We start from the raw sequence: 12,281 nt of genomic DNA, 5'->3' as shown, positions 1-12,281 counted from the left end.
TCAGTGATCCTCGTCCAGACTGCCATGCAGCGCGAACTGGTCCAGCCCGGCTTCGCGCGGATCAAGCGCGCGGAACATCTCGCGCACGCCTGCCGAGGTCAGCTCGCGCGCGACGGTCAGCAGGGTGTTGGGGGCGTGATCCTCGCAAAGATCCCGCATCTGCGCCAGTTCCTCTGCCGCGACGGGCCGCGCCAGATCCCGCGAGGGTGCGCCATACCAGTCGACAAAATGTCCGGCCAGCGTTTCGGTCAGCTGCGCCAGTTCGGCGGGCTCCACCACCGTCACCGCCACGAAGGTCACGCGGCCAAAGGTTTCGAGCCCGAGAAAGCCGTTGGCAAAGGCCTGCCGCGCCTTGCCGGTCAGGTCGCCCTCGGTCCAGTCGGAAAACTCGAATCCGCCCGCGATGCACCATTCGCCGGTGCGCGCGGGCGAGGCGTAGACGCGCTGGTCGCTTTCATCAAAATGGATGGCGCGGGCAAGTTTCATGGCGCGGGCTCCAGCAGGGTGGTCAGGGGGATCAGATGGGTGGTGCCGTGATCGTCGCGCAGCAGCATGCCAAAATCCTCGTCCACGCCGACAAACAGCCCGGTCTGGCCGTTCTGGCGGGCAGGCTCGCCCAGACCATGCGCGAGCCCGCGCCATTCGGCATGCAGCCCGCGCGATCCGTCCTGTTCCCAGCGGCTGATCCAGCCCAGTGTGTGCCGGGCCCATGCCTCCAGCAGGGCGGGGGGAAAGACCTCGGCGCAGCCTTCGGCGTAAAGCGAGGTGCGGTCGGGCGTGGTGCCGGGCGCGTCGTTTTCCGGCAGCAGCGGCAGGGTGAAGCCGATCACCAGCCAGTCGGGCACCGCGTCGGGATCGGCGCTGGCGGCCATGCAGCGGAACCGCCCGCAGGAGGCACCATTGACCCGCAGCCCGCCATCCCAGTCCAGATGCACCGCCACTTCGGGCGGGGCCAGCGCGCCAAGCGCGTTCTGGAACCCCACACCGCAGAGCGGCAGCATGGTCATGGCGCGGCTGAGCGGCACGTCCGGGGCCAGCACCAGCGCGCCCTCCAGCAGGTCGGGCGTGGCGCGCCATGCCACCAGCCCCGCATCGCAGCCCAGAAGCGCGCGGCGGCAGGCATGGTCAAAGGCATCGGTCGTGACCTCCTCGCCCCAGAGCAGCGGCGGAAAGACCAGATCGGCGCTGGAGGTCATGCCAGACCCCGTGCAACCAGCGCCGAGGCCACGGCGTGAAAGGCCTGCGCCTGCGCGCTGTCGGGCGCGCTGACCACGATGGGGGCCCCGCCGTCAGAGGCGAGCCGGATCTGCAGATCCAGCGGCACCTCTGCCAGAAGCGGCACGCCGAGCTTTGCCGCCTCTGCCGCGACACCGCCATGGCCGAAGACATGTTCTTCATGCCCGCAGGCGGAACAGACATGGGTGGACATGTTTTCGATCATGCCAAGCAGCGGCACGTTCATCTGGCGGAACATGTCGATGCCCTTGCGCGCGTCCAGCAGGGCCACATCCTGCGGCGTGCTGACCACGATGGCGCCATCGACCCGCGCCTTCTGCGCCAGCGTCATCTGCACGTCGCCGGTGCCGGGCGGCAGATCGACCAGCAGCACGTCAAGCGCGCCCCACTGNTGCTGACCACGATGGCGCCATCGACCCGCGCCTTCTGCGCCAGCGTCATCTGCACGTCGCCGGTGCCGGGCGGCAGATCGACCAGCAGCACGTCAAGCGCGCCCCACTGCACCTGCATCAGCATCTGCTGCAGCGCGCCCATCAGCATCGGGCCGCGCCAGACCACCGCCTGATCCTCGTTGGTCATCAGCCCGATGGACATCAGCGTAACGCCATGGTTGCGCAGCGGCAGGATCGTCTTGCCATCGGGCGAGGCGGGACGGCCCGACACCCCCAGCATGCGCGGCTGCGAGGGCCCATAGACATCGGCATCCAGCAGACCGACGCGGCGGCCCTGCTGCGCCAGCGCGCAGGCAAGGTTGGAAGCGACGGTGGACTTGCCCACGCCGCCCTTGCCGGAGGCGATGGCGATGATATGCGCCACCCCCGGAATGCCCTGCGGCCCCTGCGGTTCGGCGGCGGCACGCGGGCCGCGCAGATCGGGCGGCGGCGCCTTTTCGGAATGCGCGGTCAGCACCACCGACACCGCCGTGACACCTTCGGTGGCGCGCAGCGCGGTCTCGGCCTCGGTCCGGGCGGCGCCATAGGCGGTGCCGGCATTGCCGGGAATTTCCATGACAAAACGCACGGCGCCCGCCGCGTCGACATTCAGCGCGCGCACGACGCCGCTGGACAGGATGTCGCCGCCCCGCACCGGGTCGGCGATGGTTTTCAGGACGGCCTGAACCGTCTCTCTGCTGGCTGGCAAGGTTTACTCCTGTCCCTTGATCTCGCCGGTGACCTCGTGGTGAAGGTCCAGCTCTTCGATGGTGAGCACGGCGCGCACCTTGTAGGTCTTGCCCGCGGTGTCGGCGCCGCGCATCGCTTCTTCGATCGCTTGCTGCGAGGTGACGCCCACCTGCTTGAGGAATTTCCGCATCGACATGTTGAAATCGTCGCTCATCGCCTGCTCCGTTGGTTGGGCCGCCTAGTGATCGCGGCGCTTTGACAGGTAATCCTCGGTGGTGCGCGGGCGGGGTCTGTCGCGTCCGGCAAAGGGATTGTCCTGCGTGTGATACTGCGCGTTCACGCGGCAGTTGTCACACATCTGGATCATCCGCAGCTTGTCACCGCTGAACATCGCGTGACCGGAAAGTTTTTCGGTGATCCGCTCGATGGTGGATTTCACCCCGAAGAGCGTGCCGCAGTCGATGCAGGCAAAGGGCTCTTCCTCGTGCAGCACGCGCTGGCTCAGCGCCTCTTCGGCGAGCAGCAGGCGCGGTTCATAGGTGATGGCATCCTCGGGGCAGGCGGTCGCGCAGATGCCGCATTGCAGGCAGGCATCTTCCTGAAAGCGCAGCTGCGGCAGGTCGGGATTGTCGCCAAGCGCGCCCGAGGGGCAGAGCGACACGCAGGACAGGCACAGCGTGCAGGCATCGGTATCGACCAGCACCGCGCCATAGGGTGCCCCCTGCGGCAGGGGCAGGGCGTCGGTGCCGGGGTTCAGCGCCCGCGCCGCCTGCCGCGTCACCTGCCGCCGCGTGCCCATGGGGCGCACCGGCGTGGCGACCGGAGCGGGGGCGCTTGCGTCATAAAGCGTGGCGGTCAGCACCTCGGGATCGGGGGTGTCGAGCAGGTCGATGCGGTCGGCGCCTGCCAGCGCGCGGGCCAGCGTGATCTGCGCCTCAAGTGCCGCGCGGTCGCTGCCCGGGCCGGGCAGCAGCGTGACCGCGGCAAAGCCCGCCGCCAGCGCCGCCAGCATTTCGGCATGGCCGAAGACGCCGATGCTGGGCAGGTCCAGCGGCAGCACATCGGCGGGCAGGCCGTCGCCATGGCGCGCGGCAAGGCGGATCATCTCGGCCCCCGCGGCGTCATGCACCAGCAGCCGGGGCACGAAGCCGCCCGCCGCCAGATAGCTCTGCGCCAGAACCTGCACCCGGCGCAGGATCAGATCGACCGGCGGCGCGTCAAAGCTGATCGCGCCCGAGGGGCAGACGGCGGAACAGGCGCCGCAGCCCGCGCAGATCATCGGATCGACGGTGACATGATCGCCGTCGGGCACGATCGCGCCGGTGGGGCACAGATCCAGACAGCGGGTGCAGCCGGTCTGTCCGGCGCGGGAATGGGCGCAGAGCAGCGCATCGGTGCGCACATGCAGCGGCTTTTCGAACGTGCCGGTCAGATGCGAGGCGGCCATGACCGCCGCCGCCACCGCCAGCGGATTGCCCGGATCGGCGCGCAGATAGCCCTCGCGCTTTTCGGGGGCGGGGAACAGCGGCGGCGCGCGGCGCAGATCCAGCACGATGTCGCAGTCGGAAATGCCGCCGTCGCGCGGCTCGGTCAGGGTCAGGCTGCCGCGCCCCCCGGGCTGGACCTGCCGCAGCGCATCGATGGTGACGCGGAACTGGCCAAGCGCGCCCTGCGCCCGGCGCAGCCTGCCGGTGATGACCTCATAGGCGCGGCTGTCGGGCAGATCCTCCGCCTCCTCCAGCAGCACGGTCACCCCCAGATGCGGGGCAAGCTGTTCGGCTGCCGCCAGCGCCACATCGGCGGCACCCAGCACAAGGCACAGCCCTTCGGAGATCACGTCCAGCGCCTTTTCGGGGGCGGCGGGCAGCATCGCCTCGGCGGTCAGCGCGGCCATCTTGGGCAGTTTGGAACGGGGATCGGCGCTCCATCCGGCGCGGTCGCGCAGATCCAGCAGGGCAGGGGGCGGCAGATCCAGATCGGCGGCCAGCGCTTCGAACACGCGGGATTCCTGCGTGCAGCAGATTACGGCATTCCCTTGCGTCAGCGCCTCGGCGGCGCGGGACAGATCGGCGGTGCAGAGCGCCGAACAGACCGGCATCACCTGCAGGCCGGTGGCCTTGGACAGCGCCTTGGCATCAAGCGCCTGAGTGCCCAGACAATCGCACGGTATCAAGGTCTTGGTCATGGTGTGCCTTCTGTCCAACCCCGGGGCGCCGGGATGTCCGCAGTGGGTGGGATCGGGGTGGCGCGGTGATTCGCCTGTCCGACCGTCCCCTTTCCTGTGGCGGATTTCCGCAGAAGGCAACCACCGGCTGCCAGAGCACGGCTCCGTGATTCGTGTGCTGCCCCGCAGCAAAAAATCCAAGCGAAAAACTCGGATTTTGCTTTTCCGGGGCCAAGGGCCTGTCCGCCCCGGGCGGACAGGATTTTTTGTCCGAAAATGCGGCAAAAACGCAGGGTCACGCCGATTGTGTCTTTCTTTTCTGCGGCTTGCTGTTCCAATAGGGGACGGAGGAAGGAATACTCGTGTCAGCATATCCCAGTTTTGACCAGCACATGCCGATCGGCGTGGTGATGCGCCGCACTCCCGGTGTCACCCGCTGGGCAAAATGGGCGTGGCGCGCGGTGGCGATCCTGCCCGGCGCTGGTCCTGCCGACTGGCGCGAGCTTCGGCGCGAGGGCGACGCGGTGGATTACCACGCCACCACGCTGACGCTGGAACTCTACAAGGCCGAGACCGAGGCCTATCTGCACGGCATCACCGCCCGCGAGCCCAGCGTTTACGTCATTATGCGCCCGGTCTTGGGGCCGCATCCCTTCGACATGGTGCTGGTCACCGCCTCCCCCTACGAGGCGCAGGATTACAACGACAATGGCGAGGATGTGGTGGAGAAAATCCCGATGCCGCCGGGTCTGCTGGCCTGGGTCGGGGATTTTGTCGAACGCTTCCACCACGAGGAAGAGTTCGTGAAGCGCCGCCGCGACCGGGCCAAGACCGATGGCCGTCAGGATGGCATCGGCGATCCGCGCATCAGCACCGAAGGCGATGTCTATGCCTCGCCCGCGCTGAAACGGGGGCGGCTGACATGAGCGATTTCTGGGCCCGCCGCAAAGCTGCCGTGGATGCCGAAAGCCGCGCCGAGGTGGCAGCGCTGCGCGAGACCGAACGCGCCGAGGCTGAGGCCGCGCAGGCCGCGCGCAGCGATGACGACCTGCTGGCCGAGGCGGGGCTGCCGCTGCCCGAGGATGTGGCTTCGGGCGAGATGGTGCAGAAATTCCTGCGCTCCGCCCTGCCGCAGCGGCTGAAGACGCGCGCCCTGCGCGCGCTGTGGCGCAGCAACCCGCTGCTCGCCAATCTCGACGGGCTGGTGGATTACGCCGACGATTACACCAAGATCGTGCCCTGCGCCCCGGGCTTTGGCACCACCTATGAGGTGGGGCGCGGCCTGCTGGCGCATCTGGAACATCTGGCCACGGCCCCCGAGCGGCTGGCCGCGGCGCAGGCCGATGACGCGCCCGAGCCCGTGCCCGAACCCGAACCGCTGGATCCGGTCCGCCTGCCTGACACGCCCGGCCCGACGCTGGCCGTGACCCCGGCGCACCACCCCGAGCCCGATCCCGCCCCCGAGACCGATCCCGAAGACGCCGCCCTGCCGCCGAGTTTCCGGCGCATGCAGTTCCGCTTCGAGGACCAGACATGACGGATGATCCCATGACCGCCGCTCCCGACCTGCGCATCGACGAAGAAGACCGTCTGCGCGCCGATCTTTACAACTATCTGGGCGTGCTGCTGGCGCAGCCGCCCGACCAGATGCTGCTGGACCAGACCGCCGGGCTGCAGGGCAGCGACGGCGCCATCGGCGAGGCGGTGGGGACGCTGGCCAAGATGGCGCGGCTGACCAAGCCCGCCGCCGTGACCAGCGAATACAACCGCCTGTTCATCGGGCTGGGGCGGGGCGAACTGCTGCCCTATGCCTCCTATTACCTGACCGGCTTTCTGAACGAAAAACCGCTGGCGCTGCTGCGGCAGGACATGGCGCTGCGCGGGCTGGCCCGGGCCGAGACGGTGTTCGAACCCGAAGACAACATCGCCAGCCTGATGGAGATGATGGGCGCGATGATCGTGGGCCGTTTTGGCGCGCCCGCGACGCTGGCCCAGCAGAAAGCCTTTTTCAACCGCCATATCGGACCATGGGCGGGGCATTTTTTCACCGATCTCGAAGGGGCGAAGAACTCTGTCTTCTATGCGCCGGTCGGCCGTCTGGGCCGGGCGTTCATGGAGATCGAGGCCGAAGCCTTTCGGATGAGCGCGGAGTGATCCGCACCCCGGCGGGCAACCGCCACCCTAGAGGAACAGGAGGATTGTGATGACCCGGACCGACGAGACGGCCACCAGCCGCCGCGGCTTTCTGAAACTGGCCTCCACGGCGGCACCGCTTGCGGTGGTGGCGGTGGTGACCACGGACGGAACCGAAGCGCAGGCCGCCGAACCCGACCTGTCGCAGACCAAGATGCAGGATACCGCGCATACCCGCGCCTATTACGCCTCCGCCCGGTTCTGACCGGACGCTGGATCCACCGCCAAGGACGACTGGTTGCGTGACGCCCGACTGTCCAAGGCACCGAACCCGTAACCAAGCAAGCGACGCACCATGGGGGGCCGAGCACGCTAGGGAGTAAGACACATGTTGAGGAAAAAGACCAACGGGGTTGCGCGACGCTCCCAGCGGACAAGTCTCCTTGCCGAGGTGGGGCGAACCTCGGTTGACCGGCGCGCCTTCCTGCGCGGATCGGGGCTCGCCATCGGCGGGCTTGCGGCCATCGCCGCCACCGGCGGCACCGTCAGCCGCGCCGATGCGGCCACCGCCGTGGCCAGCGGCGCCATCGAAACCCGCAAGACCGTCTGCACGCATTGTTCGGTGGGCTGCACCGTCATCGCCGAAGTGCAGGGCGGCGTCTGGGTCGGGCAGGAGCCGGGCTGGGACAGCCCGTTCAACCTCGGTGCGCATTGCGCCAAGGGTGCTTCGGTGCGGGAACATGCGCATGGCGAACGGCGGCTGAAATACCCCATGAAGAAGGTCGGCGGCGAATGGCAGCGGATCTCGTGGGAGCAGGCGATCAACGAGGTCGGCGACCAGCTTCTGTCGATCCGCGAAAGCTCTGGCCCCGACAGCGTCTACTGGCTGGGCTCGGCCAAGCATTCCAACGAACAGGCGTATCTGTTCCGCAAGTTCGCCGCCTACTGGGGCACGAACAACGTGGACCATCAGGCGCGCATCTGCCATTCGACCACCGTGGCGGGCGTGGCCAACACATGGGGCTACGGCGCCATGACCAACAGCTACAACGACATCCACAATTCCAAGGCGATCTTCATCATCGGCGGCAACCCCGCCGAGGCGCATCCCGTCTCGCTGCAGCACGTGCTGAAGGCGAAGGAACAGAACAACGCGCCGCTGATCGTCTGTGATCCGCGTTTCACCCGCACCGCCGCCCATGCCGACGAATTCGTCCGCTTCCGTCCGGGCAGCGACGTGGCGCTGGTCTGGGGCCTGCTGTGGCACATCTTTGAAAACGGCTGGGAAGATCAGGAATTCATCCGCACCCGCGTCTGGGGCATGGACCAGATCCGCACCGAAGTCGCCCGCTGGACCCCCGAAGAGGTGGAGCGTGTGACCGGCGTGCCCGGCACCCAGCTGGAGCGCGTGGCGCGCACGCTGGCCAACAACCGTCCCGGCACCGTGATCTGGTGCATGGGCGGCACGCAGCACAGCAACGGCAACAACAACACCCGCGCCTATTGCATCCTGCAGCTGGCGCTGGGGAACATGGGCGTGGCCGGCGGCGGCACCAACATCTTCCGCGGCCATGACAACGTGCAGGGCGCCACCGACCTTGGCGTTCTGGCTGACACGCTGCCGGGCTATTACGGCCTTACCGCCGGGGCATGGGCGCATTGGGCCCGCGTCTGGGGCGAGGATCTGGATTACCTCAAATCGCGTTTCGTCACGATGAAGGGCAAGGACGGCAAGGACAAGGAGATGATGGGCCTGACCGGCATCCCCGTCTCCCGCTGGATCGATGGCGTGCTGGAAGCCAAGGACAACCTTGAACAGCCCGACAACACCCGCGCCATGGTGTTCTGGGGCCATGCGCCCAACTCCCAGACCCGTCTGAAGGAAATGAAGACGGCGATGGAAAAGCTCGACCTGCTGGTGGTGGTGGATCCGTTCCCCACCGTGTCGGCGATCCTGCATGACCGGACGGACAACACCTATCTGCTGCCCGCCACCACGCAGTTCGAAACCCGCGGATCGGTCACCGCCTCCAACCGCTCGCTGCAGTGGCGCGATCAGGTGGTGGATCCGCTGTTCGAAAGCCTGCCCGACCACGTCATCATGACGAAATTCGCGCGCAAGTTCGGCTTTGCCGACCAGATGCTGCGCAACATTTCCATGGACAGCGAGGACGAGCCCAACATCGAGGATCTGACCCGCGAGTTCAATCGCGGCATGTGGACCGTCGGCTATACCGGCCAGTCGCCGGAGCGGCTGAAAAAGCACATGGCCAACCAGCACACCTTTGACCGCACCACGCTGCGCGCCAATGGCGGGCCCTGCGATGGCGATTTCTACGGGATGCCGTGGCCCTGCTGGGGCACCGCCGAAATGAACCACCCCGGTTCGGCCAACCTTTACGACCAGTCGATCCCGGTGGCGCAGGGCGGCCTGCCGTTCCGCGCGCGCTATGGCGTGGAATACAATGGCGACAACCTGCTGGCCGAAGGCACCTATACGGTGGGGTCGGAAATTCAGGACGGCTATCCCGAATTCACCATGCAGATGCTCATCGATCTGGGCTGGGACAGCGACCTGACCCCCTATGAGCGGGGCATGATCGAATGGGTGTCGGGCTATCTGGAGGCGCGGCCCGAAACCGAAACGGTGGTGGGCGAACAGTCGCAGACCGGGCCCTACCCTTCGGAATGGGTGGAAAAGGTCGGCGGCGTCAACTGGAAGACCGACCTGTCGGGCGGCATCCAGCGCGTCGCGATCCTGCATGGCTGCGCGCCCTATGGCAACGCCAAGGCGCGCTGCGTGGTCTGGACCTTCCCCGACCCAATCCCCGTGCATCGCGAGCCGCTTTACACCAACCGGCGCGATCTGGTGGCGGATTACCCGACCTACGAGGACAAGTCGTTCTGGCGGGTGCCGACGCTTTACGCCTCGATCCAGAAGAACGACTTCTCGCGCGACTATCCGATCATCCTCACCTCCGGGCGGCTGGTCGAATACGAGGGCGGCGGCGACGAGACGCGGTCGAACCCGTGGCTGGCCGAACTGCAGCAGAACATGTTCGTCGAGATCAACCCGCGGGACGCCAACAATCTGGGCGTGCGCGACGGGGCGCAGGTCTGGGTCGAAGGCCCCGAGGGCGGCAAGGTCAAGGTCATGGCGCAGGTGACACCGCGGGTGGGCGAGGGCGTGGCCTTCATGCCCTTCCACTTCGGCGGGCATTTCGAAGGGGTCGACCAGCGGTCGAAATATCCCGACGGCGCCGATCCCTACGTTCTGGGCGAGTCGACCAACACCGCGCAGACCTATGGCTATGACAGCGTCACCCAGATGCAGGAGACCAAGGCCACTCTCTGCAAGATCATGCCGGCATAAGGATACCACATCATGGCACGAGCCAAATTTCTGTGCGATGCCGAGCGCTGCATCGAATGTAACGCCTGCGTCACCGCGTGCAAAAACGAGCACGAGGTGCCGTGGGGCATCAACCGCCGCCGGGTGGTGACCATTCAGGACGGCGAGCCGGGCGAACGCTCGATCTCGGTGGCCTGCATGCACTGTTCGGATGCGCCCTGCATGGCGGTCTGCCCGGTGGACTGCTTCTACCAGACCGAAGAAGGCATCGTCCTGCATTCCAAGGATCTGTGCATCGGCTGCGGCTACTGCTTCTACGCGTGCCCGTTCGGCGCGCCGCAATATCCGCAGGCGGGCAATTTCGGATCCCGCGGCAAGATGGACAAATGCACCTTCTGCGCCGGTGGCCCCGAGGAAAACGGCTCTCAGGCCGAGTTCCAGAAATACGGCCGCAACCGGATCGCCGAGGGCAAGCTGCCGATCTGCGCCGAGATGTGCTCCACCAAGGCGCTGCTGGCCGGGGATGGCGACATGGTGTCCGAGATCTACCGCGAGCGCGTCGTGGCCCGCGGCTTCGGCTCGGGCGCATGGGGCTGGGGCACGGCCTACGAGTCGAAGAACCCGACGCCCTGATACGGAACCGGACGGACGGGCCCCGCGCGGGCCCGTTCTTGGCCTTTCAACGCCGGTCGGGCGGGGGGCGTGGCACTGCCGCGCGCGCCGTCCGGCCCGTTTTCCGGGAGTTTCCCATGCTGCGCCATGTCATGGCCTTTCTTGCGCTGGTCCTGCTGACCGCCGCCCCCATGGGCGTGGCGGCACAGGATGCCGACGCGCCCGCCCAGATCGACCGCTCCGCCACCGGCGGCGCGCAGACGCTTGACGACATCCTGCGGCGGCAGGAAGGGCTGAAGGTGGATGACGACTTCCGCCGCAACAGTCTGGAGCGCGCCGCAGAACGGGCCGAGGCGGCGGGCACGCCCCCCGGCGGGCTGGGTCCGCGCGGCGCGGCCTCCGATGCCGATCTCTGGCGCGCGCTGCGCTATGACGAGGCGGATGTGCGCAGCTCCACGCTCAACCCCAATGGCCGTGTGCTGATTCAGGACGGCGGCATGTGGTGGCTGGAATTCCGGGAAGGGCCGCTGGCCCATTACGGCGGGCTGCTGCTTCTGGTCACCATCGCGGTGCTGGCGGTGTTCTACCTGCTGCGCGGGCGGGTCCGCATCGAAGGCGGCAAGGCGGGCACCACGGTGCTGCGGTTTCAGTGGATCGAACGTTTCGCGCATTGGATGCTGGCCGGATCCTTCATCCTGCTGGGTCTGACCGGCCTATTCACCCTGTTCGGCCGGATGTATCTGATCCCGATCCTGGGGCACGAGGCCAACAGCGTGCTGCTGACCGCGTCGAAATTCATCCACAACAATGTCAGCTGGGCCTTCATGCTGGCGCTGGTCATGGTGTTTTTCATGTGGGTCTGGCACAACATTCCCAACCGCACCGACCTCACATGGTTCGCGCAGGCGGGCGGCATCATCGGCAAGAACCACCCCCCCGCGAAGAAATTCAACGCGGGCCAGAAGATCATCTTCTGGTCGGTGATCCTGCTGGGCGCGTCGATCTCCGTCTCGGGGCTGTCGCTGCTCTTTCCCTTCGACATGCCGCTTTTTGCGCACAGCTTCCAGTTTCTCAACGATCTGGGCGCGCCGGGCTGGGTGGGCATGGATCCGCTGCCCGTCGATCTTGCCCCGCAGGAAGAGATGCAGTTCGCGCAGCTCTGGCATTCCATCGTCGCCTTCGGGCTGATGGCGGTCATCATCGGCCATATCTATATCGGCACCGTGGGCATGGAAGGCGCCTATGACGCGATGGGATCGGGCGAGGTGGACGAGAACTGGGCGCATCAGCACCATTCCATCTGGTATGACGAGCTGAAGGCGCGCGGCGAGACCCCCAAGGGCAAATCCGCCACCCCGGCGGAATGACGCCACAACCGGCACGGACGTGAAAGAGACCATTCCATGAAAGCCATGCTGAGCGGTTTCGCCGCAATCATCATCATCGGGGTCGCAGCCTGGTATGGGCTGCACCAGATCGGGCTGACTTCGGCAGAGGTCTATTCCAGCCCCGCCGTGCGGCTCGACTGACCGCCGCGCGGGTCAGCTTCTTCTGGCCAAGCGCGCGCACGAGCCTAAATACCCCACAGGAAGATGCTGCGGCGGATCATCACGGAACTGTGATGATCCGCCGGTGTCAATCCCGGCCCTGCTGTCGCAGGCAG

At 67.0% G+C, this 12,281-nt stretch carries 12 protein-coding genes and 2 pseudogenes; 8 read left to right on the top strand and 6 right to left on the bottom strand.

Going from position 1 to position 12,281, the window contains the following annotated elements:
* The 6 genes and pseudogenes from VK682_RS22425 to VK682_RS22400 form a co-directional block, all read right to left on the bottom strand.
* Positions 1–486, bottom strand: coding sequence for a DUF6505 family protein (locus tag VK682_RS22425; RefSeq protein ID WP_324782571.1), 486 nt, complete (start codon positions 484–486; stop codon positions 1–3).
* Complete coding sequence (locus tag VK682_RS22420; RefSeq protein WP_230795774.1) at positions 483–1,196, bottom strand: biotin/lipoate--protein ligase family protein; 714 nt, start codon at positions 1,194–1,196, stop codon at positions 483–485. Before VK682_RS22420 ends, VK682_RS22425 begins: the two co-directional genes overlap by 4 nt.
* Positions 1,193–1,633, bottom strand: a pseudogene (locus VK682_RS22415) (P-loop NTPase); the annotation flags it as partial. The gene VK682_RS22420 and the pseudogene VK682_RS22415, both read right to left, overlap by 4 nt.
* A 20-nt stretch (positions 1,634–1,653) precedes the next feature.
* Positions 1,654–2,376: pseudogene (locus VK682_RS22410) on the bottom strand (P-loop NTPase); the annotation flags it as partial.
* Between the two features lie 3 nt (positions 2,377–2,379).
* A complete protein-coding gene (locus VK682_RS22405) occupies positions 2,380–2,571 on the bottom strand; it encodes a DUF6494 family protein (RefSeq protein WP_230795776.1) in 192 nt (63 codons plus the stop codon).
* 24 nt (positions 2,572–2,595) lie between these two features.
* Complete coding sequence (locus VK682_RS22400) at positions 2,596–4,542, bottom strand: 4Fe-4S binding protein (protein WP_230795777.1); 1,947 nt, start codon at positions 4,540–4,542, stop codon at positions 2,596–2,598.
* Positions 4,543–4,913: 371 nt separating this feature from the next.
* Between VK682_RS22400 and VK682_RS22395 the strand changes: the two genes are divergently transcribed.
* The 8 genes from VK682_RS22395 (at position 4,914) to VK682_RS22360 (ending at position 12,147) form a co-directional block, all read left to right on the top strand.
* Positions 4,914–5,447, top strand: coding sequence for a DUF3305 domain-containing protein (locus VK682_RS22395; RefSeq protein ID WP_089845690.1), 534 nt, complete (start codon positions 4,914–4,916; stop codon positions 5,445–5,447).
* Complete coding sequence (locus VK682_RS22390) at positions 5,444–6,058, top strand: DUF3306 domain-containing protein (protein ID WP_230795778.1); 615 nt, start codon at positions 5,444–5,446, stop codon at positions 6,056–6,058. Before VK682_RS22395 ends, VK682_RS22390 begins: the two co-directional genes overlap by 4 nt.
* Positions 6,055–6,675: a TorD/DmsD family molecular chaperone gene (locus VK682_RS22385; RefSeq protein ID WP_089845595.1), complete on the top strand. Its 621-nt coding sequence runs from the start codon at positions 6,055–6,057 to the stop codon at positions 6,673–6,675. The genes VK682_RS22390 and VK682_RS22385 overlap by 4 nt, the downstream gene beginning before the upstream one ends.
* Positions 6,676–6,724: 49 nt before the next feature.
* Positions 6,725–6,919 (top strand): twin-arginine translocation signal domain-containing protein, encoded by a 195-nt coding sequence (locus VK682_RS22380; RefSeq protein ID WP_089845598.1) that lies wholly within the window; start codon positions 6,725–6,727, stop codon positions 6,917–6,919.
* Between the two features lie 123 nt (positions 6,920–7,042).
* Positions 7,043–10,027, top strand: coding sequence for a formate dehydrogenase subunit alpha (locus VK682_RS22375; RefSeq protein WP_230795779.1), 2,985 nt, complete (start codon positions 7,043–7,045; stop codon positions 10,025–10,027).
* A 12-nt stretch (positions 10,028–10,039) separates the two neighbouring features.
* Positions 10,040–10,639: a formate dehydrogenase FDH3 subunit beta gene (gene fdh3B / locus VK682_RS22370; protein WP_089845602.1), complete on the top strand. Its 600-nt coding sequence runs from the start codon at positions 10,040–10,042 to the stop codon at positions 10,637–10,639.
* A gap of 116 nt (positions 10,640–10,755) precedes the next feature.
* Complete coding sequence (locus VK682_RS22365) at positions 10,756–11,985, top strand: formate dehydrogenase subunit gamma (protein ID WP_230795781.1); 1,230 nt, start codon at positions 10,756–10,758, stop codon at positions 11,983–11,985.
* 36 nt (positions 11,986–12,021) lie between these two features.
* Positions 12,022–12,147, top strand: coding sequence for a hypothetical protein (locus VK682_RS22360; RefSeq protein ID WP_269061956.1), 126 nt, complete (start codon positions 12,022–12,024; stop codon positions 12,145–12,147).
* Positions 12,148–12,281: the final 134 nt, after the last annotated feature.

Origin of the sequence: Salipiger marinus, assembly GCF_035481585.1 — a bacterium.
GTDB classification, from domain to species: domain Bacteria; phylum Pseudomonadota; class Alphaproteobacteria; order Rhodobacterales; family Rhodobacteraceae; genus Salipiger; species Salipiger marinus.
Note: the sequence above shows the minus strand (reverse complement) of the source record. Positions and strands in the feature narration are given on the sequence as shown.